The following is a 22,406-nucleotide window of genomic DNA, read 5'->3' as shown; positions in this document are numbered from 1 at the left end:
CAAATCGAAGTCATATTTCGCTCATTTCAGAGGATACGAGTTGCAAAGCAAGTCATCAGTCTTGTGGTCCGACGAGGACGAGCAAAATTTATTGCAAATGCTCAGAGAGACGGGTCTGAGCCAGCGTGAGATAGCTCACAAGCTCGGACGCACAGAGGCCGCTGTGAGCGGTCGACTGACGATCATTCGAAAGCGGGGGCTGACGAAGAAGCCTGCTCACTGAGCCGGCGTCATTGTCCGGCTTAACACGCGGCGCTTGCGATATCTGCCGCGTCGAGACAGACGGCAACACGGCCAACATTTGCGTGATCCGGAAATATCCGGACTCCGATCTCGGTCTTCCTTCAGCAACGCACTTGTCTCGCCTGCGCGAGGCTCAATCGAGGCGGCTGAACGATGAAGATCATCTACCTTCTGGCGGCACTCATGCTGGCGCCATCTCTCGCGACCCAAGCTTTGGCTCATGCCCGAACCGGTAAAGGCAGCGATCGAGCGCATGTCGGCACAGGACCGACAATCGGCAGCGGACTGCAAGGATTCAGGATCGTCGGGCGTCAGATCGTGGCTCCGCGGTGGAGTTCCGCCTGCATGAACGACACAGGCCCACAACAATGCGACGAGCCCATGTGGGTCTATGGGAGCCCCGGCTATGTCGCGCAATTCAAGAATGCATTCTGACATCGACCCGCGCGCTCAGGAATCCGCCCTCGATGCTACCTCGAGCCCGTTCTGGAGCCGGAATTTGCGAGTCCGAGCCGACTGAAGATCGGCCCGCGGCTCATTGACAGGACCAACTCTGCCCAGCGCATCCGAATGGCAGCCTGTGGGCAAAGGCGGCGACGACCGGGCTCGGCGACACGGCTCTGCTGCTGCCGGCGCGATGGCCTCGGACCCCTTGGGCTGCCTCGGGGAAACCCTCGGCAGGTAAAGGCCCGCTCCGGGGCTCGCATTTCGGAGCGGGCCAGTCTGGGCGCGGCAAAATGCTGCCGCGGCGCGAACCTAGCGCGACATGCTGACACCACCCTGACGACGGTTAAAAAAGAAAGAGAGGCGGCTGAACGCCGCCGCTCTGTCTCGATGATGGTTCTGTTCCGTGAGCAGACCGCGTCGCGGCATGCTCACCATTTGTAGGCGAGGCTCGCCGTGATGCGCCGGCGATCGCCGTAGTAGCAGGAGCTGGTCGTCGCACAGCTCGCGACGTAGATCTTGTCGGTGACGTTCACGACATTGAGCGCCGCGCGCCAGTTGTTGTCCCACTCATAGTGCAAGGCGAGGTCGCCCAGCACGACCCCCGGAACGCGCGCGGTGTTCGCGGTGTCGGCAAAGGAGGAGCCGACATAGCGCACGCCGCCGCCGAAGCCGAAGCCCTGCAGCGGACCGTCGCGGAAGGTGTAGTCGGTCCAGACTGATGCGAGCTCCCGCGGCGTGTTGGTCGGCACGGTGCCGATCAGCGCGGGGTTGAGGTCCTTGCTGACGAACAGCTCGTAATTGGTGTAGCTCGCCACCAGCTTGAAATCCCGCGTGATGTTCGCGACCGCCTCGAGCTCGACGCCGCGCGAGGTGACCTCGCCATTCTGGGTCTGGAACAGGGTGTTGTTCGGATCGGTGGTCAGCGCATTCTTGCGCTTGAGATCGAACAGCGCGACGCCGAACCGTGCGTTGAGCCCGACCGGCTCATACTTGACGCCGACCTCGGTCTGCTCGGACGTCTCCGGCAGCAGCAATTGGCCGGCGGAGTTGGTGCCGATGACCGGATTGTAGCCCGTCATGTAGGAGACGTAGGGCGCAACGCCGCTGTCGAAATTGTAGATCGCGCCGACCCGGCCGGAGAACTTGCTGTCGTCGCGGCCCTGGGAAGCACCGATCCGGTTGTTGTTGGTGAGATCGACCCAGTCCTGGCGTCCGGACAGCACGACCGTCAGGCGGTCGAGCTTGACCTGATCCTGCAGATAGAGCCCGGCCATTCCCTGGGTGAGATAGGCGTCCTGATACAGCGCTCCGCTATAAGGCAGGTTGTTGCCGTAGATCGGATTGAGCACGTTGAGATTCGTGCCCATGCCAAAACCCTGGCGGTCGTCGATGCCGTAATATTTCAGGTCGACGCCGACCAGCGCCGTGTGCTGCAGCGCGCCGGTGGCGAAGCGGTATTCGAGCTGATTGTCGAGGTTGAGCTGGGTGGCGATGCCGCGGGTGTAGAAATTGCCGCGCGTGATGTCGGCGGCCGCCGGCGTGGTCGCGTAGCCGAGGCCGTAGAGGCCGGCGTAATAGACGTCGACATGGGCCATGCGCGCGTTCTGGCGGAAGTCGACGCTGTCGGTCACGCTCTTCTGGAACTGGTAGCCGACCATCTCCTGGTCGCGGCGGAACTGGTCGACGCTGGGGTCGCCGACGAACAGGCTGGTCGGAATGCGGCCGAACGGCGCGCTGGTGACGGTGCCGACATAGGGCAGGAAGTTCAGCGCGCGGGTGTTGCTGTGCGAGGCCATGCCGAACACGGTGAGGCTGGTGTCGGCGTCGGGCCGCCAGGTCACCGACGGGGCGAAGAAGAAATTGTTGTCGTAGATATAGTCGGTCTGGGTGCCGCCGCCCTGGGCCTGGCCGACCAGCCGGTACTGCACCTGGCCGTTGTTGGGCTGTGCGACCGCGCCGCCGATGTCGAACTGGGTATAGGCGTTGCCGAAGTTGTTGACGCCGGTCTCGATGTAGCGAATGGGCTCCGCCTGCGGCAGCTTGCTCACCGCATTGACGAGGCCGCCCGGCGCCGAACCGCCGTACAGGATCCCGGATGGTCCGCGCAGCACCTCGACGCGCTCGAGATTGAAGGGCTGCAGCTTCCAGCTCGCATAGGAGGTATAGAATAGCTGCAGGCCGTCGAGGAACAGCGACTCGTTCTGCGCGGGGAAGCCGCGGATCAGGAACCAGTCGTTGCGGAAATCGGCGCCAAAGGTGCCGCCGACGACGCCCGGCGTGTAGCGCAGCACTTCGTCGAACTTGCTGACGATCTTCTGGTCGCGGATCTGTTCGGCGCTGATCACCGTCACCGATTGCGGCGTCTGGATGATCGGCGTGCTGGTCTTGGTGCCGCTGGCGCTCTGCCGCGCCAGATAGCCCGTGACCGGACCGTTGGCGCGCTCGTGCCCGCCGCCGGCGTCTGCCGCCTGCTGTGCGGCCTGTGGCTGCGCTCCCACTGGGGCGGCCGTTGCGCCGCGCGAAGCGCTTCGTGCACGCGTGGTCCGTTGCGAAGGCTGCTGCGATCGCGCCGCCTGCCGCTGCGGCGCATCGACTGTCACGGACGGCAATTGCGTCTGCGCGAAGACCTCGTCCGCACCGACTACCGAAAGCATCACCAAGGCCGAAGCAGCAAGCCGCTGCGGCCGAATCCACCCGTCCGTCATTCAACGCCCCCAAAGAGAAGTTTCTTGGGCGTCGTTATCACGATGATTTTCGCGAACAGCCTGCGTGCGATTAGAAGCTATCGAAGCTATGCGCAAAGCGTGCAGGTGTGACTGAGAGACAACGGAGTACGACGCGCAATTGCACGCATCACGTGAAGGCTTTGAATCAATCCAGTGTTGAACGATTCAAAGAACGATTCAAAATTCGTCATCGTCTTGTGACTCGATGCACCACGATCGAACGCGTCGCGCTCGAGAGCGTCGCAAGTCGCGCGATTGGATGATTGGTCTCGCGAAGTGCGAGGTGACGAGCACCGCAGTCATCAGTCCCGCATGTTCGCGCGATGGGGCAGGGGGTCTCGTCCGCCCTCGTGGGGCGCCGCAGCCGTGTCGCGCCGGGCGGCCGGAACCGCGCCCGCCGGGGGCCGCCCCCGCTGGCTGGCAATCCCCGCCATCCCCACCATATCTGGCATAATTAACCGCCGGGGACCGCAACCGCTTGGCCATTTTGGGGCGATGTGATAACGCTCTGAAACCAGCTTCGACCGCCACTCGTGACCGTCCGCATCCGTGTAAAGGCTTGCGGCGGTGGAGATATTTCGCCGATGACCTCATCCTCCAAAACCGCTTCCGCGCCCGATTCCTTCTTCACGGCGACCCTCGCCGAGGCCGATCCCGAGATCGCCGCCGCGATCAAGGGCGAGCTTGGCCGGCAGCGCCATGAGATCGAGCTGATCGCCTCCGAGAACATTGTCAGCCGCGCCGTGCTGGAGGCGCAAGGCTCGGTGATGACCAACAAATACGCGGAGGGTTATCCGGGCGCGCGCTACTACGGCGGTTGCGAGTGGGTCGACGTCGCCGAAACGCTGGCGATCGAGCGCGCCAAGAAGTTGTTCGGTGCCGGCTTCGCCAACGTCCAGCCGAACTCCGGCAGCCAGATGAACCAGGCGGCGTTTCTGGCGCTGCTGCAGCCCGGCGACACCTTCATGGGGCTCGACCTCGCCGCCGGCGGCCATCTCACCCACGGTTCGCCGGTCAACATGTCGGGCAAGTGGTTCAAGGCCGCGCACTACACCGTGCGGCGCGAGGACCAGATCATCGACATGGACGAGGTCCAGAAGCAGGCCGAGCAGGTCAAGCCGAAGCTGATCATCGCCGGCGGCTCGGCCTATTCGCGCGCCTGGGACTTCAAGCGCTTCCGCGAGATCGCAGACTCGGTCGGCGCGTATCTGCTGGTCGACATGGCGCATTTCGCGGGCCTCGTCGCCGGCGGCGTGCATGCCTCGCCGGTGCCGCACGCCCACGTCACCACCACGACGACGCACAAGTCGCTGCGCGGTCCGCGCGGCGGCCTGATCCTCACCAATGACGAGACGCTGGCGAAGAAGCTGAACTCGGCGATCTTCCCCGGCCTGCAGGGCGGCCCGCTGATGCACGTCATCGCCGCCAAGGCGGTCGCGTTCGCCGAGGCGCTGCGGCCCGACTTCAAGGTCTACGCCAAGAACGTGGTCGAGAACGCCAAGGCGCTGGCCGAGACGCTGCGCAGCCACGGTCTCGACATCGTCTCCGGCGGCACCGACAACCATCTGATGCTGGTCGACCTGCGACCGAAGGGGCTGAAGGGCAACATCTCCGAGAAGGCGCTGGTGCGCGCCGGCATCACCTGCAACAAGAACGGCATCCCGTTCGATCCCGAAAAGCCGTTCGTCACCTCGGGCCTGCGGCTCGGTACGCCGGCGGCGACCACGCGCGGCTTCGGCGTCGCCGAGTTCAAGCAGGTCGGCGGCATGATCGCGGAAGTGCTGAACGCGCTGGCGCAGTCGCCGGACGGCAAGGCGCCGCTGGTCGAGGCTGCGATCAAGGAGCGCGTCAAGGCGCTGACCGACCGTTTCCCGATCTATCAGTAGGCGTTCGCTAGAGGTCCAGTCGGATGCGCTGCCCGAGTTGCAACTCCCTTGATACGCAGGTCAAGGACTCGCGTCCGACCGAGGACTCCGCGGTGATCCGCAGGCGGCGCGTGTGCATGGCCTGCAACTTCCGCTTCACGACCTTCGAGCGGGTGCAGCTGCGCGAACTGACCGTCATCAAGCGCAATGGCCGCCGCGTGCCGTTCGACCGCGACAAGCTGGTGCGCTCGCTGCAGATCTCATTGCGCAAGCGCCCAGTGGAGTCGGAGCGGGTGGAGAAGATGGTGTCTACCATCGTGCGTGAGCTCGAAAGCGGCGGCGAGGCGGAGGTTTCCTCGGAGGCGATCGGCGAGATCGTGATGGAGCATCTGCGCCAGCTCGACGATGTCGCCTATGTGCGCTTCGCTTCGGTCTATCGTAACTTCCGCGAGGCCAAGGACTTTGAGGCCGTGCTCGACGAGCTGACCGGCGAAGAGGACCCGCGGCTCGCAACGTTGCGCAAATGATCTTCCGCATTCTGGAAGAACAGCTGGCGCAGAAATCCAAAGAGGCCAAGGAAACGGCCAAAGCCGCCGATCTGCGCTTTATGCAGCTTGCGCTCGCGCTCGGCCGGCGCGGGCTCGGGCGCACCTGGCCCAACCCGGCGGTCGGCGCCGTCATCGTCAAGGACGGCGTGATCGTCGGCCGCGGCTGGACGCAAGCAGGCGGCCGCCCGCATGCCGAGGTCGAGGCGCTCCGGCGCGCCGGTGATGCCGCGCGTGGCGCCACGCTCTATGTCACGCTCGAACCCTGCTCGCATTTCGGCCGCTCGCCGCCCTGTGCGGACGCCGTCGTTGCGGCCGGGCTTGCCCGCGTGGTCTCGGCGATCGAGGACCCCAATCCGGAAGTTGCCGGGAAGGGGCACGCCAAGCTGCGCGCCGCCGGCATCGCGGTCGATGTCGGGTTGTGTGCGGCGGAGGCCGCCCGCGACCATGCCGGACACTTGCGCCGTATCACGGACAAGCGCCCGCATGTGATCCTCAAGCTCGCGCTGTCAGCCGATGACAAGATCGCGGGCAGCGGCCGTAAGCCCATTGCGATCACCGGCGAGGCCGCGCGGACCCGCGCGCATCTGTTGCGCGCGCAGAGCGATGCGATCCTGGTCGGCATTGGCACAGTCAAGGCCGATGATCCGCTGCTGACCTGCCGGTTGCCCGGCATGGCGGCGCGCTCGCCGGTGCGCGTGGTGCTGGATCGCGCGCTGCGGATCTCAGGCGACAGCCGCCTGGTGCATTCCGCGCGCGAGACGCCGCTGTGGGTGATGACATCTGACATGGCCGAGGCGCCGGCCGCGGTGAAGCTTGGCGCCGCCGGCGCCCAGGTGATCCGCGTCGCCGCCAGCGCGCCCGCAGGGCTCGACGTGCCGGCCGCCTTGCATGCGCTGGCGCAGAAAGGGATCACGCGGCTGATGGTCGAGGGCGGCTCGCGGGTAGCAGGTTCTTTCATCGCAGCCGGCCTTGTCGACGAAATCTGGCTGTTGCGCGGACCTGATCCGATCGGTGCCGATGGCGTTCCCGCGCTGGACGCAATGCCGCTCGACGCAATCACGCAGTCGTCGGGTTTCAAGGTTCGTGCTAGCGAAACCCTCGGCAAAGATGTTTTGACTGTCTACCATCGATCCTAGGTCGTCATGCCCGGGCTTGACCTGGGCATCCACGTCCTGGTCGCCGGCAGTGAGGTAAGTCGTGGATGGCCGGGTCAAGCCCGGCCATGACGAAGAGTAAGAGGTTTGTCGTGTTTACCGGAATTGTCACCGATATTGGTGAGATCACCAGTCTGAAGCCGGTCGCGCAGGGTCAACTGCACCGGATGCGGATTGCCTGCGACTATGACCAGGCCACGATCGCCGACGGCGCCTCGATCGCCTGCAACGGCGTCTGCCTCACCGTGGTCGCTTCCGGCACTGCGGACGGCAAGACCTGGTTCGATGTCGATGCCGCGGCGGAGACGCTCGGCATGACCACCGCCAAGCACTGGGCGCAGGGCGGCCGGCTCAACCTCGAGCGCGCACTGAAGATCGGCGACGAACTCGGCGGTCACATCGTGGCCGGGCATGCCGACGGGATCGCCACCATCGTCAAGCGCGACGATCTGCCCGACATGGCGCGGTTCGAGCTTCGAACCACCCGCGAGCTGGCGCGTTTCATCGCGGCGAAGGGATCGGTCACGCTGGACGGCGTATCGCTGACCGTGAACACGGTCGACGACGTCAGCTTTTCAGTGCTGATCATCCCGCACACGCTTGCCGTCACGACCCTGAGCGGCTGGAAGGCCGGCAGCGAGGTCAATATCGAGGTCGATCTGATGGCCCGTTACGCTGCGCGGCTGTCGGAGATGAAATAGCCTCGGCCCGGGCATTGCGGCCGAGACGGATGTCCTTATCCGCCTATTCGCCTCGGGCGATTTCCAGCCCCGGTCGCCTATGCATTGCAGGCGAACCCGACCTGAAAAATCGGGCTGATCGCGGTGACATCCGGGCCAGTATTGCCCTTGGCTTTATCGCCTGCTGCGCCTAAAACGCTGCACAACTCCTCCCCAAGTTCCGATTGGTATTGCAATGGCTGACGCGCGGCGCGCACCCCTGAAGGACGAGACCGACATCACAGGCGCACGCGTGCTGATCGTCGAGGCACGGTTTTATGACGACATCCAGGATGCACTGCTTGAGGGCGCACTCGCCGAGCTGAATACGGCCGGCGCCAGCCATGAGGTGGTCACGGTGCCGGGCGCGCTGGAGATTCCGGCGGCGATCGCGATTGCGATCGATGCGGCAGCGGCGAACGGCAAACCCTATGATGCGGCGATCGCGCTCGGCTGCGTGGTGCGCGGCGACACCATCCATTTCGAGATCGTCTCGCAGGAGTCCTCGCGCGGATTGATGGATCTGGCCGTGAGCCGGAAATTTCCGCTCGGCAATGGTATCCTCACCGTCAACACCGAGGCGCAGGCTTGGGCGCGGGCGCGCGCCAGCGAGTTGAACAAAGGCGGCGACGCGGCGCGTGCGGCGATCGCGATGCTGCGGATCAAGCGCCGCCTGGCAAAGGCCTGACCATGGCTGACAACAAGAAGCCGGCGAAAGCCCCCGACAGGAAAGCCAACCGGCGCGGCGCGGCCCGGCTCGCTGCCGTGCAGGCGCTCTACCAGATGGACATCGGCGGCGCTGGCATCAACGACATCTTCGCCGAGTTCGAGAGCCACTGGCTCGGCAACGAGGTCGAGGGCGAGAAATATTTGCCCGCGGAAGCGGCGTTCTTCCGCGATGTCGTCTCCGGCGTGGTGCGCGACCAGGCCAAGCTCGATCCCCTGATCGACGAGGCACTGTCGAAGGGCTGGCCGCTGAAGCGGATCGACGCGATCCTGCGCGCGGTGCTGCGGGCAGGGTCCTACGAGCTCGAGCACCGCCGCGACGTGCCGGGCCGCGTGGTGGTCTCGGAATATGTCGACGTCGCGCATGCCTTTGTCGAGAAGGACGAGACGGGTATGGTCAACGCCGTGCTCGACCAGATCGCGCGCCAGTTCCGCGGCGACGAGTTTGTGCGGGGCTGAACCACTTATTCCGCCGTCATCACCCGCGCATGCGGGTGATCCAGTACGCCGCGACGATTGTGGGCAACGATGGCTTCCCGGCGTACTGGATCGCCCGGTCCGGCCGGGCGATGACAGCTGAGGGTAGTCGCGAGATATGACAGAGCGTCACGACAAGCCCTCCGGTGAAGATTCCCTCATCGCGCGCTATTTCAAGCCGCTCGCGACCGATCCGGGCGCGTTCGGCCTCGACGATGACGCCGCCGCACTGAAGGCGGCCGGCGAGGACATCGTGGTCACCACGGACGCCATCGTCGAAGGCGTGCACTTCCTCGCCGACGATCCGCCCGACACGCTGGCGCGCAAGGCGCTGCGGGTGAACCTCTCCGACATCGCTGCCAAGGGGGCTGTTCCGGCGGGCTTCGTGCTGACGCTGGCGCTGCGCCGCGCCGAGGAGGCCTGGCTGAAGCCGTTTGCCCAGGCGCTCGGCGACGATGCCAGCCATTACGGCTGCCCGCTGCTCGGAGGCGACACGGTCTCGACGCCGGGGCCGCTGATGATCTCGATCACCGCCTTCGGCCGGGTGCCGCAGGGCAAGATGGTGCATCGCGCGGGGGCAAAGGCGGGGGACCGTCTGTTTGTCACCGGCACGATCGGAGATGCCGCGCTCGGCCTCGATGTGCTCCGGGGTGGTCCGGTCGCGGCGACGCTAGCGGACGATGTCGTCGGCCGGAATTTTCTTGCCGCCCGCTATCGTGTTCCGCAGCCGCGCAACGCACTTGCCAAGGCCGTCCGTGCCCACGCCAGCGCGGCGATGGATGTGTCCGACGGTCTCGCGGGCGATCTGGCCAAGCTTTGCGCGGCCAGTGGTGTGGCGGCCGTGATCAACGTGCCGAGTATTCCGTTGTCGTCTGCGGCCGCGGGGCTGCTCGCGCGCAAGGCGATCGATATCGAGACCTTGGTGGCCGGCGGTGATGACTACGAGCTCTTGTGCGCGGTCCCGGGCGATCATGTAGACGCCTTTTTGCGGGAGGCACGGCAGGCCAAGGTCGCGGTGACCGCGATCGGCGGCCTGATCGCCGGCTTGTCTTCGCCAAGCTTCCTCGACGGACAGGGCCGGGAACTGGCGCTGAAGCGTCTGTCCTACAGCCATTTCTAGAATTCCCGCGGCGTACCGCGTCGATTTTCCTTCTAAATAGCTGCCGATATCGGCTTTTTCGGCCACAGGTGGCGTTGCACAGCGGTAACGATTTTGGCAAGGTCGCGCCCGATTTGAGGCAATCCGTTCTTGGGGAGGATTGTCCTCGCAAAATAAGCGCCTGCCGCTCCCTGGCGGCACCATGAAGGCGCGGGGGTTACATCAAGGATCTGAGGCAACATTCAATGACAGCTTTATGGTTGATTGTGCTCTGCGGGGCGCTTTCCATCGTCTACGCGATCTGGGCGACGCGGTCGGTCCTGAACGCGGATGCGGGTAGTCCGCGCATGCAGGAAATCGCGGGCGCGGTGCGCGAGGGTGCACAAGCCTATCTGCGGCGGCAATACACCACGATCGGCATTGTCGGTATCGTGATCTTCATGGTGCTGGCCTACTTCCTCGGTCTTCTGGTGGCAATCGGCTTTGCGATCGGCGCCATCCTGTCGGGCGCGGCCGGCTTCATCGGCATGAACGTCTCGGTGCGCGCCAATGTCCGCACCGCGCAGGCGGCGACCACCTCGCTTGCCGGCGGCCTCGAGCTCGCCTTCAAGGCGGGCGCAATCACCGGCATGCTGGTTGCCGGTCTCGCGCTGCTCGGCGTCACCATCTACTTCATGGTGCTGGTCAAGTTCATGGGGCTCGAGGCGAGCAGCCGCACCGTGGTCGACGCCATGGTGGCGCTCGGCTTCGGCGCCTCGCTGATCTCGATCTTCGCCCGTCTCGGCGGCGGCATCTTCACCAAGGGTGCTGACGTCGGCGGCGACCTCGTCGGCAAGGTCGAGGCCGGCATCCCCGAGGACGATCCGCGCAACCCGGCCACCATCGCCGACAATGTCGGCGACAATGTCGGCGACTGCGCCGGCATGGCGGCGGACTTGTTCGAGACCTATGCGGTGACCGCGGTCGCCACCATGGTGCTCGCGGCGATCTTTTTCGCCAAGACGCCGATCCTGGTGAACATGATGACGCTGCCGCTCGCAATCGGCGGCATCTGCATCATCACCTCGATCATCGGCACCTTCTTCGTCAAGCTCGGCGCCAGCCAGTCGATCATGGGCGCCCTGTACAAGGGCCTGATCGCCACCGGCCTGCTGTCCCTGGTCGGCGTTGCGGCCGTGATCAACTGGTTGATCGGCTTCGGCAAGCTCGACGGCGTCGAGTACACCGGCCTATCGCTGTTCTGGTGTGGCGTGGTCGGCCTCGCCGTCACCGGCCTGATCATCTGGATCACCGAGTACTACACCGGCACCGACTACCGCCCGGTGAAGTCGATTGCGGCGGCATCCGTCACCGGTCACGGCACCAATGTGATCCAGGGCCTCGCGGTTTCGATGGAGGCGACCGCGCTGCCCGCGCTCGTCATCATCGCCGGCATCCTCGTCACCTACAGCCTGGCCGGCCTGTTCGGCATCGCGATCGCGACCGCCACCATGCTGGCGCTGGCCGGCATGATCGTCGCGCTCGACGCCTTCGGCCCGGTCACCGACAACGCCGGCGGCATCGCCGAGATGGCGGGGCTGCCGAAGGAAGTGCGCAAGTCGACCGACGCGCTCGACGCGGTCGGCAACACCACCAAGGCGGTGACCAAGGGCTACGCGATCGGCTCCGCCGGTCTCGGTGCGCTGGTGCTGTTTGCGGCCTACAATCAGGACCTCAAATTCTTCATCGCTGACTCCGCCAACCACCTCTACTTCAAGGGGGTCAATCCCGACTTCTCGCTCAACAACCCCTACGTGGTGGTGGGCCTGTTGTTCGGCGGCCTGCTGCCGTATTTGTTCGGTGCGATGGGCATGACCGCGGTCGGCCGTGCCGCCGGCGCGATCGTCGAGGAGGTGCGCCGTCAGTTCCGCGAGAAGCCCGGCATCATGCAGGGCACCGACAAGCCCGACTACGGCAAGGCGGTCGACCTGCTGACGCGGGCGGCGATCAAGGAGATGATCATCCCGTCGCTGCTGCCGGTGCTGTCGCCGATCGTCGTCTACTTCCTGATCTACGCGATCGCGGGCGGCGGCGCGGCCGGCAAGTCGGCGGCCTTCTCCGCGGTCGGCGCGATGCTGCTCGGCGTCATCGTCACCGGCCTGTTCGTCGCAATCTCGATGACCTCGGGCGGCGGCGCCTGGGACAACGCCAAGAAGTACATCGAGGACGGCCACTACGGCGGCAAGGGCTCCGACGCCCACAAGTCCGCGGTGACCGGCGACACCGTCGGCGATCCTTACAAGGACACGGCGGGCCCCGCGGTGAACCCGATGATCAAGATCACCAACATCGTGGCGCTGCTGCTGCTGGCGATCTTGGCACACTAAGTTCTTGGCGCACTGAACGGCGCGAAACGCCTGAAATGCAAAACCTCGCGGTGCAAGCCGCGGGGTTTTTGTTTTGCATGCACTTCGTTAGGAGTGTTTGCCGAATTGACCGGCTTTCCGCCAATGATATCCCCCGAGAACAACCCGGAGATCAATCGATGTCGCTCTCATCCGCACGGAACTATGCGCTCCGCGCCTCCAAGTCACAGGATCAGAAGGAGGCCATCGAGCTACTGTCGAAGGCGATCCTGGAACTGGCGATGTCAATTGAAGCAACCGACGCCAAGGTCAAGAAGATCAACAAGTCTTCGTAGCATGAGCCGCACCGTGCTCCGAAAGGATGGCGGCGGTGGCTGTCACTTCACCTCCATCTGGAGCCCTTCCTTCTCGATGATCGCAGCGAACTTCTTCGTCTCGGCATCGACAAAATCGGAAAACTGCTGCGGCGTGCCGTAGTCGGCGCGCGCACCCATGCCGGCGATGTTCTTCTTGACGTCGTCGCGTTCCAGCATCGCCTTGATCTGGCGGTTCAGCTCGTCAAGCACTGGCGCGGGCGCGGTCTTCGGCAGGAACACGCCGAACCAGGATGCGACATCGAACTTGGCGAGCTCCGGTGCGCCCTCGCGCATGACAGGCAGATTGGGCGCGGACTCGCTGCGCTCGGCCGTGGTGACGCAGAGGCCGTTGAGCTTGCCGTCCTGCACCTGCGGCAGTGACGGATAGAGATTGTCGAACAGGATCTGGATGTCGCCGGCAAGGCCCGCCTGCAGCGCGGGCCCCGCGCCGCGGAACGGCACATGCGTCATCTTCAGCCCGGTGAGTTGCAGGAACCAGGCGCCGGTGAGGTGAGGGCTCTGCCCGGTGCCGGATGAGCCGTAAGTGAGCTTGTCGGGATTCTTCTTCAGATAGGCGATCAATTCGGGAATCGACTTGATGCCGGTCGATGGATGCGCCGAGACGATGTTCGGGATCCGGATCATGTTGGAGACCGCCTGCAGCTGGTCGGCCTTGTAGGTCAGGTGCCGGAAGATGCTGTAGGCGATCGCGTTGGGGCCGGGATTGCCGATCAGGATGGTGTGGCCGTCGCCCTTGGCGCGCGCGACCTCGGACGTGCCGATGGTGCCGCCGGCGCCGGATCGATTCTCCACGACCACCGACTGGCCCCAGAGCGGCTGCAAATGCGCGGCCAGCAGGCGCCCCATCACGTCGGTTGAGCCGCCGGCGGCCGCCGGCACGATGATCCGGACCGTTTCGGTCGGCCGCCAGTCGCCGGCACCGAGTGCGACGCGAGGCAGGATCGACGCGGCCGTGAATGCTGATACGCCGGACAATACCGTACGACGGGAAAATCTCTTGGCTCTCACGCGCTTACCCCCTTGTTCAGGCTCTTGTTTGCGAGCCAACCTAGGGGACCGCTTGCCCGTCGGGCAAGCGCGACAACTTGGCGCAGCAGCTCAGCTCCAGACTCTGGTTTAACGCGTTTTCTTCACGCGAACCGGAGTCCACCTCGCTCGATGATGCCTAGTTGAAGCTCAGCAGCTTGAAGAGCGGTGTCAGGTACGACATTTCCTGGCCCGACGTCGGCGTGGTGCGGCTGACGAAGTCGAAGATCTTGCCGTCCTTCAGGCCGTAATTGGCGAGCCGGCGCACTTGGCGGTTCTTGTCGAAATAGACCGCGATCACGCGCTGGTCGACCACCCGCTGATTCATGAAGGCGACCGGACGCGAGGTCCGTTGCGAGATGTAGTAGAACACCTCGCCGTCCAGCGTTGCGACCGTCGAGGGCGTGCCGAGCACGATCAGCACCTGATCCTGGCTCGCGCCGATCGGAATCTGCTCCAGCGCCCCTTCGGGCAGGATGTAGCCCTTCTGGAATTGTTCGCCGGTGCAGCCGCCGAGTGCTGCGCAGACGAGGCCTATCGCCGCGATGGCGCGGAAACGCGAAAAGAAGGCGCGCGCGGAGGCCGCGCGGGACTGTCGTGGAAGAGTGTGGTTCATCGGCGGAACTGATCCGTCCCCTTGCATCGGCCGTGGCATTGACGTACCGGGCAGCTCAATGGATTGCAATCATGCCGAGCTCCAATGGGCGACCCCTCAATAGGCGTCCTTTTGGGGGCCGGCAGCCGGACCCCGTCATGCTTTGGCCGTTCAATCACTTCAGAAGACCCCCGAAACCCGCGCGCAGCACCATCGAGACCATCTATGGCATGATCGTGACGCAGGCGCGAGAACCGTTATTTTACCGTGACTTGGGCGTTCCCGACACGGTTAATGGCCGTTTTGACCTGCTTCTGATGCATTTGTGGCTGGTGCTGCGGCGATTGAAATCCGTCGAGACCGGACCTGAGCTGTCACAGGCCCTGTTCGATCACTTCTGCATCGACATGGACGACAATCTCAGGGAAATGGGCGTCGGCGACCTCACGGTGCCCAAGCGAATGCAGGCATTTGGCGAGGCCTTCTACGGCCGTACCGCGGCCTATGATCTGGCGCTGACTGACAGCGACGAGGCCCTGGCCGAGTCGTTCTGCAAGAACATCCTCAATGGCCAAGACATCGACAAGGCCCGTGAACTGGCTGCCTACACCCGGGAGGCGATGGCCGAGTTGGCGCGCGCCGACCTCGCGGCGCTAACCAAGGGCGCGTGGCGTTTCCCGGCGCTTCAGGCTGCGGGGACCGCGGCATGAGTGGCACCACCTCACGACGGCCCGATGCGCCGCGCGACCGCGATCCCTGGCGCGTGCTCGTCAACGTCGCGCAGATTCCCGAGACCGGCCTGCATCGCGAGATCGCTGCCGACGAGGCAACGCGCAAGGCGATAGCTGAAATGGCGGAATTGAGGGAGGTCGTGTCCGCGCACGCGGAATTCGACCTGCAGCCCAGGCGCGACGGCAGTTGCCACGCCACCGGCCGGGTTCGGGCTAGGGTCGGGCAGACTTGCGTGGTGACGCTCGATCCGATCGAGAACGAGATCGATGAGCCGATCGATGTGGTGTTCGCGCCGCCCGAGCAGATCCCCGAGATGGCCGACCTGGTCGACGACGCCGAGGAGAGCGATGAGGAAACACCGGACCCGCCGGAGCCGATCGTCGGCGGCTTCATCGATATCGGCCGGCTCGCCACCGATGCGCTGTTTCTCGGCATAGACCCGTATCCGCGCAAGGTGGACGCGGTCTTTGAACCGGAGGTTGAAGCCCCTGATCCGGAAAATCATCCCTTTGCCGCGCTGAAAGCGCTGAAGGAAAAGCCTGGCGGCAAGAAGCCCAAGGGCAGTTGAGGGAAGTTGAGGGCGGCGAGCGCCAAGATTTGAGGGGATGGCTTGCCTGCAGACCCACGCGATGGGCGTTCGCCGTCACTTCAAATAACTTTCACAATGCATTGAAATACAATGCGTTTCTGGTATATTTTGATGTGTTGCGTGACGGTTCGACGACCTGGTCGTTTATGGTCAAGAGGTTGTGTCGGACCGAGGACACGCTATTGTCGCGGCCCGGCTGGGACGCGAGTTCGTGTTTCGCCGCGCGCCGTTAACGGCGGTGACTTCAAGCTCGCGGTCTTCGTCTGAGGGGCTGTGGGAGAGCAGGTTTCCGGGACGTTCATGCCTCAAAAGGTTCGAATTGCGCTTGACGCCATGGGGGGCGATGTCGGCGCTTCCGTCGTGATTCCCGGCGCCGCGATCTCGTTGAGCCGCCATCCCGCCAGCGAATTCCTGCTGGTCGGAGACCGGGCCCAGATTGAGCCGGAGCTCGCCAAGCATCCCGCGCTCAAGGCAGTGTCGAAGGTGATCCATACCGATGTTGCCGTGAAGGGGGACGAGAAGCCGAGCCAGGCGCTGCGGCGGACCCGCAGGGCCTCCTCGATGTGGCTTGCGATCGATGCCGTGAAGCACGGCGAGGCCGACGTTGCGGTGTCCGCCGGCAACACCGGCGCATTGATGGCGATGGGGGGCCTCAATCTGCGGACGCTGCCCGGCGTCGACCGCCCGGCGCTCGCAGCGGTGTGGCCGACGCTGCGCGGCGACTCCGTTGTGCTGGACCTCGGCGCCACGATCGGCGGCGATGCCCGCCACCTGGCGACGCTGGCAGTGATGGGCAGTGCCATGGCGAGCGTGCTGTTCAACCTCGAACGTCCGACCGTTGGCCTGCTCAATATCGGGTCCGAGGAGATCAAGGGCCATGACGAGATTCGCGAGGCTGCCGGAATGCTTCGGGCGATGAACTCGTCGCAATTCAACTATGTCGGCTTCGTCGAGGGTGACGGCATCGGCAAGGGGCTCGCCGACGTTATCGTGTCGGAAGGTTTCTGCGGCAATATCGCGCTCAAGGCCGCCGAGGGAACTGCGCGCCAGATGTTCACCCTTCTGCGCGAGGCGATGTCCTCGAGTTGGCTCGCCCGAATCGGCTACCTCCTGGCCCGCGGCGCGTTCCAGAAGCTGCGCGACAAGCTCGATCCCAACAAGGGCAATGGCGGCGTGCTGCTCGGCCTGAAGGGCGTGGTGGTCAAGAGCCATGGCGGCGCCAACGCGGAAGGCTTTGCCTATGCGGTGGATGTTGGCTATGAGATGGCCCACTACGATCTCCTCACCAAGATCAATCAGATGCTCAACCGCGACGGCAGCGCCCTGGTAAAGGCGCAGACCGCGCAGGAGGCTGTCTCGTGACTGCGATACGTTCGGTAGTGCTCGGCTGCGGCTCATATTTGCCGGAGCGGGTTTTGACCAATGCCGAACTGGCCAGCCGGATCGACACGTCGGATGACTGGATCGTGCAGCGCACCGGCATCAGCGAGCGGCACATCGCGGCCGATGACGAGTTCACCTCGCATCTCGCGATCAACGCGGCGCGCGCTGCGCTCGCCGATGCCAAGATCGACGCCCAGTCGATCGACCTGATCGTGCTCGCGACCTCGACGCCCGACAACACCTTTCCGGCCACCGCGGTCGCGGTCCAGCACGCGCTCGGCATCAACCATGGCGTCGCCTTCGACCTGCAGGCGGTGTGCTCCGGCTTCGTCTTTGCGCTCGCCGCCGCGGACAATTTCCTGCGCGCCGGCGCCCACAAGCGGGCGCTGGTGATCGGCGCCGAAACCTTCTCGCGCATCCTCGACTGGAACGACCGCGGCACCTGCGTGCTGTTCGGCGATGGTGCCGGCGCGGTGGTGCTGGAGGCGCAGGCGCAGTCCGGCACGACTGACGATCGCGGCGTGCTGACGACGCATCTGCGCTCCGACGGGCGCCACAAGTCCAAGCTGTTCGTCGACGGCGGTCCCGGTTCGACCAGGACGGTCGGATATCTGCGGATGGAGGGCCGCGAGGTGTTCAAGCACGCCGTCGGCATGATCACCGACGTGATCGTCGATGCGTTCAACGCCACCGGCTTTACCGCCGACGACATCAACTGGTTCATTCCGCATCAGGCCAACAAGCGAATCATCGATGCATCGGCCCACAAGCTGCATATTGCGCCGCAGAAGGTGGTCTTGACAGTCGACAAGCACGGCAACACCTCGGCGGCCTCGATCCCGCTGGCGCTGTCGGTCGCCGTGCGGGATGGGCGCGTCAGGAAGGGCGATTTGGTGCTGTTCGAGGCGATGGGCGGCGGCTTCACCTGGGGCTCGGCGCTCGTGCGCTGGTAGCGCATCGCCAAAAAGTACCGGCAGGTTGCCGCGATCTTTCCGGCGCCCGGATGCTGGTCGCTGTTGACCATTGCGCGCTAAGCTTTTAATTTCAGTCAAGAAATTGTTCGCCGAGAGTGCGGGGCAGGCGATGACCACGGGAACCGGAAAAACAGTTACGCGCGTCGATTTGTGCGAGGCGGTCTACCAAAAGGTGGGTCTGTCACGCACGGAATCGTCGGCGTTTGTCGAGTTGGTGCTGAAGGAGATCACCGATTGCCTGGAAAAGGGCGAGACGGTGAAGCTGTCCTCATTCGGCTCATTCATGGTGCGCAAGAAGGGCCAGCGTATCGGCCGTAATCCGAAGACCGGCACCGAGGTGCCGATCTCGCCGCGGCGTGTGATGGTGTTCAAGCCGTCGGCGATCCTGAAGCAGCGGATCAATGGCCATGTCGTCACCAATGGCGACGGCGGCAAGGCCGACTAGAGCGTTTTCAAGCGAAGTGGATACCCGGTTCGCGTGAAGAAAACGCGCCAAAACCAGAATCTAGAGCCCCGTTCCGATTCAATGGAACGGAAAAGGCTTTAGGCATTGAAGCCAGAGGAGCGGGCATTTGGACAAGGCGCCGGATGCGTTCCGTACCATCAGCGAAGTCGCTGACGAGCTCGATATTCCCCAGCATGTGCTGAGATTCTGGGAAACGCGCTTCGCGCAGATCAAGCCGATGAAGCGGAGTGGCGGCCGCCGCTATTATCGCCCCGACGACGTCGACCTGCTCAAGGGCATCCGCCGGCTGCTCTACGGTGAGGGCTACACCATCCGCGGCGTGCAGCGGATCCTGAAAGAGCATGGCATCAAGTCGGTGCAGGGCATCGCCGACCAGACCGCGGCGGTCTCGTTCGGCGCGGTCGAGGAGGCGGTCGGCAACAGCATGGCCGAGCCCGACGACGTCGGGAGCAGCGACGGCCTCGATTTCGACGGCGAGGAGGGCGACGGCGACGAGGGGGGAATCGACTACCGATTCGTCGATCCCGACGTGGATCCGATCCTGTCGACCTACAAGGCGCACGCCCACCCGGGCAAGGCATCGGCTGCGGCGCCCGCGGCGCGCCCCTCCGTTCCGTCGGCAGATCGGGAACGGCTCGAGCGCGCGCTGCAGGAGCTGGTCGCCTGCCGGCAGATGATCGACGCGGCGATGAAGGACGGCTGAGCCGAGGAAGCCTGCCAAGGGAACCGGCGCTCAGATTGCAGCCCAAAGAGCATGATCCGGAAAAGTGGGAACCGGTTTTCCGAAAAGATCATGCTCAAACAAGGAGATGAGATCATGCTGCGATTCCGTGGAAACGCATCATGATCCAACACATCACGATCTAAAGGCCTGCTCCGCCTTGCGCGAACGCAGGATCGCAGCTAATGGAACGGCATCGGAGCGTGGCGCAGCCCGGTTAGCGCACTAGTCTGGGAGACTAGGGGTCGGAGGTTCAAATCCTCTCGCTCCGACCATTTTTCAAAGCATTCCAAGGTATTATTTTCGGCCCCCGGCGCGGCCGCCGTGTCAGCCCTCGAAATCCATCGCGACAATCAGACACGCCTTTTCGAGGCGGTTGGTGAGCATCGCAAGCTTGGCCGTGAACTCGGCCAGCTCAGGCTCGCTGAACTCCTCGAACACCGTCTTCTTGAACGCCTTGTGCTGCTCGGCGAGGCTGGCCAGATGCTTTCGGGTCTTGTCGGTCAGCGACAGCCGGACCACGCGCGCGTCGGCCGGGGAGGGCGCGCGACGCAGCAGTTCCTTCTGCTCGAGCAGCTTGGACTGCGTGGTCACGAACGACGGATCGACGTGCAGCAGCTTCGACACCACGTTGATCGGCACGCCGTCGTCCTTATCGAGATCCGAGATCGCAATGAGAATCATCCATTGCGGACCGCTGACGCCAAGCGCCTTGCCCCAGAACTGACGGACGCGTTCCAGATGCGAATTGATGGACGAAATCTCGAGCGTGAATCGCTTGATGATGTCGAGATGTTCGATGGCGCGCTGGCGCGTCGTATCCTTCCTTGTCACGGACACAGCTTTCCTCTTCCCCTGGAGCCGACTCAGCTTTGCGCTGATTTATTTCTTGTTTCCCGCTCGGCGGCGGGATTTTTCTCGTAAGCCATCAACGAGCGCAAGTGAACGTAAAGTAATTATAACGGTCGAGTGACGATTGGGCTATTTGAGGTGTGACAAGTTTTCCCATGCAGGTAAAGAGCTTACGGGCAGCGTTGCCGGGGAGCCACAGTGTGGCCGCATTCGCATTCCTGACTTTATAAACTATTTTGATTGGCGAACTCGCCCATGCATATTGAACCCGGCGGTAGGGGAATCTCGATCGTCCCGTTGAGGTGATCGTTCAAGTCCGTCGCACACCGCAGATCGATCTGAGGGTGCGGGGTTTGGGGAAAACGGTCTTGGACAATGCGGGAGGATCACGGGGCGCTCGCGGCCTCGGACTCTCCGCATATGAGCAACTTGGAGGTTTAATATGAATTTGGTGAAGAGCCTTATGCTGGGCTCGACGGCTGCGCTGGTCGCGGTCGGCGGAGCGCAGGCGGCCGATCTTCCCGTCAAGGCCAAAGCGGTCGAATACGTGAAGATCTGCTCGCTTTATGGTCCGGGCTTCTACTACATCCCGGGCACCGATACCTGTATCAAGCTGGGCGGCTACCTGCGTGCTGACGTTGTCGTCAACGGCAACGGCGTGTACGGCCCGAACGTCAACGGCGCCAGCGGCGCCAACAACCGTTTCACGAACGGCTACACCTGGCGTTCGCGTGAAGACTTCAACATCGATACCCGCACTGCGACCGAGTACGGCGTGGTCCGCACCTATTTCGATGCGGTGTTCACCTGGACCTCGGATAGCTACACCGGTCAGGGCAACGGCTCGACCGTCTACTCGGCGATTGGTTCGTCTGCTGCCCCGAACAACGCTAGTTCGGGCAACGTGGCTGCTGGTACGGTCGGCGTCTACTACGCCTTCATCCAGTTCGCCGGCTTCACCATCGGTAAGGCGGTCTCACAGTTCGCTGCTCCCTGGAACGGTTATCCGGGCAACAACTACGACGCTCTCGTCGGTGGCGTGAACACCACCAACGGTATCAACCAGTTCACCTACACCGCGCAGTTCGGCAACGGCGTGTCGCTGGCTCTGTCGGCGCAGGACCAGGTCGCGTACATGCAGGCTGGCGTGAACAATCTCGGCGTCGGTGGTGCTTACGGTTCGAGCGACTACGCCGGCACGGTCGCGCCGGACTTCGTCGCTTCGCTCAAGGTCGACCAGGCTTGGGGCATCTTCCAGGCGTCGGTCGCCGCGCATGACAACCACGCTGCCTACTACGGCGGCACCGAGTTGACCGGTCATCCCGACGACAAGTGGGGCTGGGCTGGTGCACTGGCCCTGTCGATCAAGAACATCCCGACCGGACCTGGTGACACCATCAACATCCAGGGCGTCTACACCGACGGTGCGACCCGTTACAACATCCAGGAACTGGCCAGCGGGCTCGGCTCGATCGCCATCTTTGGCGGTTCGAGCCTGCCGGGCGTCTATGGCAGCGTTGGCTTCGGCACGGCACCCGACACGGTGTTCGGTCCCGGCGGTCAGCAGCAGTCCATCAAGACTTGGGGTATGCGCGGTGCGTACACCCACAACTGGGATCCCTACTGGAACACCAGCTTGTACGGTGCTTTCGCTGCGGTCATGTACAACGACACGGCTAAGTCGCTCATCTGCGGCGTTGGCGGCGTCGGTGGCACGTTCCGCACTGCCTTCGCCGGCGGTGCTGGCGTGACCAGCTGCAACCCCGACTACAACGTCTCGCAGATCGGCCTGATCACCCGTTGGACCCCGGTCAAGAACCTGACCTTCTCGGCCGACGTGACCTACGTCCATCTCGATCAGAAGTATGCCGGCACGATCACCACCTCTTCGACTGGTATCGGCAAGCCGACCGCGACCTACGAGCTGAAGGATCAGGACACCGTCCAGATGCTCTTCCGCGCTCAGCGCAACTGGTAATACCGGTTGATCTGATCTCGATCCGACAGAACCCCGGCAGGCAACTGCCGGGGTTTTTGTTTAGGAAATATCAGTCGCGGAAGATGAGCGCGTTTCGAGCGAAGTGGATACCGGTTCGCGTGAACAAAACACGTCAAAGCAATAATCTAGAAAGGCTCCGGCTGCGTCATTTCGCTCCACGCGAGCAGCGAAGACGAGCCATGCGATTCATTAGCCCGCAAACTTATTTACTTACCTGATCTACTAAACTATATGTGGAACAGCCAACACATTGCATGATGGCTCTTAGCTTGCTGCTAAGCCTCCCAAACCTCCGGCAATGCCCTGCCGGAGGTTTTTGATTCAAGGCCCGAACCTGCGCCGG

The 22,406-nt window shown here is 63.8% G+C and carries 21 protein-coding genes and 1 tRNA gene; 18 read left to right on the top strand and 4 right to left on the bottom strand.

Translation table 11 applies throughout. The annotated features are described in order from the left end of the window. Nucleotides 1-396: 396 nt before the first annotated feature. Nucleotides 397-678 (top strand): hypothetical protein, encoded by a 282-nt coding sequence (locus tag ABIB78_RS18005; protein ID WP_429026920.1) that lies wholly within the window; start codon nt 397-399, stop codon nt 676-678. A gap of 440 nt (nt 679-1,118) precedes the next feature. Here ABIB78_RS18005 and ABIB78_RS18000 read toward each other — a convergent pair whose 3' ends face one another. Further along, nucleotides 1,119-3,395 (bottom strand): TonB-dependent siderophore receptor, encoded by a 2,277-nt coding sequence (locus ABIB78_RS18000; RefSeq protein WP_429026918.1) that lies wholly within the window; start codon nt 3,393-3,395, stop codon nt 1,119-1,121. Between the two features lie 605 nt (nt 3,396-4,000). Here ABIB78_RS18000 and glyA point away from each other — a divergent pair. The 9 genes from glyA to ABIB78_RS17955 all read left to right on the top strand — a co-directional run bounded on the left by glyA (nt 4,001) and on the right by ABIB78_RS17955 (nt 12,684). Then, nucleotides 4,001-5,302 (top strand): serine hydroxymethyltransferase, encoded by a 1,302-nt coding sequence (gene glyA / locus ABIB78_RS17995; protein ID WP_429026915.1) that lies wholly within the window; start codon nt 4,001-4,003, stop codon nt 5,300-5,302. 23 nt (nt 5,303-5,325) lie between these two features. Beyond that, on the top strand, nt 5,326-5,808 hold the full coding sequence (nrdR, locus tag ABIB78_RS17990) for a transcriptional regulator NrdR (protein WP_016844999.1): 483 nt from the start codon (nt 5,326-5,328) through the stop codon (nt 5,806-5,808). After that, on the top strand, nt 5,805-6,965 hold the full coding sequence (gene ribD / locus ABIB78_RS17985; RefSeq protein ID WP_429026912.1) for a bifunctional diaminohydroxyphosphoribosylaminopyrimidine deaminase/5-amino-6-(5-phosphoribosylamino)uracil reductase RibD: 1,161 nt from the start codon (nt 5,805-5,807) through the stop codon (nt 6,963-6,965). Before nrdR ends, ribD begins: the two co-directional genes overlap by 4 nt. 110 nt (nt 6,966-7,075) lie before the next feature. Next, entirely contained in the window at nt 7,076-7,684 is a 609-nt protein-coding gene (locus ABIB78_RS17980; protein ID WP_429026910.1) for a riboflavin synthase, read from the top strand. 214 nt (nt 7,685-7,898) lie between these two features. Beyond that, nucleotides 7,899-8,390: a 6,7-dimethyl-8-ribityllumazine synthase gene (gene ribH / locus ABIB78_RS17975; RefSeq protein ID WP_429026909.1), complete on the top strand. Its 492-nt coding sequence runs from the start codon at nt 7,899-7,901 to the stop codon at nt 8,388-8,390. Between the two features lie 2 nt (nt 8,391-8,392). Continuing rightward, on the top strand, nt 8,393-8,887 hold the full coding sequence (gene nusB / locus ABIB78_RS17970) for a transcription antitermination factor NusB (protein ID WP_092114726.1): 495 nt from the start codon (nt 8,393-8,395) through the stop codon (nt 8,885-8,887). Between the two features lie 136 nt (nt 8,888-9,023). Beyond that, the gene (gene thiL / locus ABIB78_RS17965) at nt 9,024-10,025 is read left to right on the top strand and encodes a thiamine-phosphate kinase (RefSeq protein WP_429026907.1); all 1,002 of its coding nucleotides are present in this window, start codon (nt 9,024-9,026) and stop codon (nt 10,023-10,025) included. 224 nt (nt 10,026-10,249) lie between these two features. Continuing rightward, on the top strand, nt 10,250-12,370 hold the full coding sequence (locus ABIB78_RS17960; protein WP_429026905.1) for a sodium-translocating pyrophosphatase: 2,121 nt from the start codon (nt 10,250-10,252) through the stop codon (nt 12,368-12,370). 158 nt (nt 12,371-12,528) lie between these two features. Continuing rightward, complete coding sequence (locus ABIB78_RS17955) at nt 12,529-12,684, top strand: hypothetical protein (protein ID WP_016844991.1); 156 nt, start codon at nt 12,529-12,531, stop codon at nt 12,682-12,684. 42 nt (nt 12,685-12,726) lie between these two features. On the opposite strand, the gene ABIB78_RS17950 is transcribed toward ABIB78_RS17955, so the two are convergent. After that, a complete protein-coding gene (locus ABIB78_RS17950) occupies nt 12,727-13,734 on the bottom strand; it encodes a Bug family tripartite tricarboxylate transporter substrate binding protein (protein WP_429026903.1) in 1,008 nt (335 codons plus the stop codon). A 157-nt stretch (nt 13,735-13,891) separates the two neighbouring features. After that, entirely contained in the window at nt 13,892-14,368 is a 477-nt protein-coding gene (locus ABIB78_RS17945) for an outer membrane protein assembly factor BamE (RefSeq protein WP_429026900.1), read from the bottom strand. 137 nt (nt 14,369-14,505) lie between these two features. Between ABIB78_RS17945 and ABIB78_RS17940 the strand changes: the two genes are divergently transcribed. The 7 genes from ABIB78_RS17940 (at nt 14,506) to ABIB78_RS17910 (ending at nt 19,487) form a co-directional block, all read left to right on the top strand. Continuing rightward, the gene (locus tag ABIB78_RS17940; RefSeq protein ID WP_429026898.1) at nt 14,506-15,057 is read left to right on the top strand and encodes a ubiquinol-cytochrome C chaperone family protein; all 552 of its coding nucleotides are present in this window, start codon (nt 14,506-14,508) and stop codon (nt 15,055-15,057) included. After that, nucleotides 15,054-15,647, top strand: coding sequence for a YceD family protein (locus ABIB78_RS17935; protein ID WP_429026896.1), 594 nt, complete (start codon nt 15,054-15,056; stop codon nt 15,645-15,647). The genes ABIB78_RS17940 and ABIB78_RS17935 overlap by 4 nt, the downstream gene beginning before the upstream one ends. 321 nt (nt 15,648-15,968) lie before the next feature. After that, the gene (plsX, locus tag ABIB78_RS17930; RefSeq protein ID WP_429026893.1) at nt 15,969-17,030 is read left to right on the top strand and encodes a phosphate acyltransferase PlsX; all 1,062 of its coding nucleotides are present in this window, start codon (nt 15,969-15,971) and stop codon (nt 17,028-17,030) included. After that, a complete protein-coding gene (locus tag ABIB78_RS17925; RefSeq protein ID WP_429026891.1) occupies nt 17,027-18,004 on the top strand; it encodes a beta-ketoacyl-ACP synthase III in 978 nt (325 codons plus the stop codon). Before plsX ends, ABIB78_RS17925 begins: the two co-directional genes overlap by 4 nt. A 130-nt stretch (nt 18,005-18,134) precedes the next feature. Then, nucleotides 18,135-18,470: an integration host factor subunit alpha gene (locus ABIB78_RS17920; RefSeq protein ID WP_429026889.1), complete on the top strand. Its 336-nt coding sequence runs from the start codon at nt 18,135-18,137 to the stop codon at nt 18,468-18,470. A 127-nt stretch (nt 18,471-18,597) separates the two neighbouring features. Continuing rightward, nucleotides 18,598-19,194, top strand: coding sequence for a MerR family transcriptional regulator (locus ABIB78_RS17915; protein WP_429026887.1), 597 nt, complete (start codon nt 18,598-18,600; stop codon nt 19,192-19,194). Between the two features lie 215 nt (nt 19,195-19,409). Then, a tRNA-Pro gene (locus ABIB78_RS17910) sits at nt 19,410-19,487 on the top strand. Between the two features lie 52 nt (nt 19,488-19,539). Here the strand turns inward: ABIB78_RS17910 and ABIB78_RS17905 are convergent. Further along, nucleotides 19,540-20,052 carry a MarR family winged helix-turn-helix transcriptional regulator gene (locus ABIB78_RS17905; RefSeq protein WP_429026885.1) on the bottom strand — a complete coding sequence of 171 codons (513 nt, stop codon included), beginning with the start codon at nt 20,050-20,052 and terminating at the stop codon, nt 19,540-19,542. Between the two features lie 454 nt (nt 20,053-20,506). Between ABIB78_RS17905 and ABIB78_RS17900 the strand changes: the two genes are divergently transcribed. Then, the gene (locus ABIB78_RS17900; RefSeq protein ID WP_429026883.1) at nt 20,507-22,042 is read left to right on the top strand and encodes a porin; all 1,536 of its coding nucleotides are present in this window, start codon (nt 20,507-20,509) and stop codon (nt 22,040-22,042) included. Nucleotides 22,043-22,406: the final 364 nt, after the last annotated feature.

Source organism: Bradyrhizobium sp. I1.14.4 (assembly GCF_050435825.1).
Lineage (GTDB): Bacteria > Pseudomonadota > Alphaproteobacteria > Rhizobiales > Xanthobacteraceae > Bradyrhizobium.
Note: the sequence above shows the minus strand (reverse complement) of the source record. Positions and strands in the feature narration are given on the sequence as shown.

Bases quoted from the DNA above. Each gene is read 5' to 3' on its own strand.
- ribH (WP_429026909.1), top strand. From the start codon at position 7,899: ATGGCTGACGCGCGGCGCGCACCCCTGAAGGACGAGACCGACATCACA.
- nusB (WP_092114726.1), top strand. From the start codon at position 8,393: ATGGCTGACAACAAGAAGCCGGCGAAAGCCCCCGACAGGAAAGCCAAC.
- ribD (WP_429026912.1), top strand. From the start codon at position 5,805: ATGATCTTCCGCATTCTGGAAGAACAGCTGGCGCAGAAATCCAAAGAG.
- plsX (WP_429026893.1), top strand. From the start codon at position 15,969: ATGCCTCAAAAGGTTCGAATTGCGCTTGACGCCATGGGGGGCGATGTC.
- ABIB78_RS17900 (WP_429026883.1), top strand. From the start codon at position 20,507: ATGAATTTGGTGAAGAGCCTTATGCTGGGCTCGACGGCTGCGCTGGTC.
- ABIB78_RS18000 (WP_429026918.1), bottom strand. From the start codon at position 3,395: ATGACGGACGGGTGGATTCGGCCGCAGCGGCTTGCTGCTTCGGCCTTG.
- ABIB78_RS18005 (WP_429026920.1), top strand. From the start codon at position 397: ATGAAGATCATCTACCTTCTGGCGGCACTCATGCTGGCGCCATCTCTC.
- thiL (WP_429026907.1), top strand. From the start codon at position 9,024: ATGACAGAGCGTCACGACAAGCCCTCCGGTGAAGATTCCCTCATCGCG.
- ABIB78_RS17945 (WP_429026900.1), bottom strand. From the start codon at position 14,368: ATGAACCACACTCTTCCACGACAGTCCCGCGCGGCCTCCGCGCGCGCC.
- ABIB78_RS17960 (WP_429026905.1), top strand. From the start codon at position 10,250: ATGACAGCTTTATGGTTGATTGTGCTCTGCGGGGCGCTTTCCATCGTC.
- ABIB78_RS17955 (WP_016844991.1), top strand. From the start codon at position 12,529: ATGTCGCTCTCATCCGCACGGAACTATGCGCTCCGCGCCTCCAAGTCA.
- glyA (WP_429026915.1), top strand. From the start codon at position 4,001: ATGACCTCATCCTCCAAAACCGCTTCCGCGCCCGATTCCTTCTTCACG.
- ABIB78_RS17935 (WP_429026896.1), top strand. From the start codon at position 15,054: ATGAGTGGCACCACCTCACGACGGCCCGATGCGCCGCGCGACCGCGAT.
- ABIB78_RS17940 (WP_429026898.1), top strand. From the start codon at position 14,506: ATGCTTTGGCCGTTCAATCACTTCAGAAGACCCCCGAAACCCGCGCGC.
- nrdR (WP_016844999.1), top strand. From the start codon at position 5,326: ATGCGCTGCCCGAGTTGCAACTCCCTTGATACGCAGGTCAAGGACTCG.
- ABIB78_RS17920 (WP_429026889.1), top strand. From the start codon at position 18,135: ATGACCACGGGAACCGGAAAAACAGTTACGCGCGTCGATTTGTGCGAG.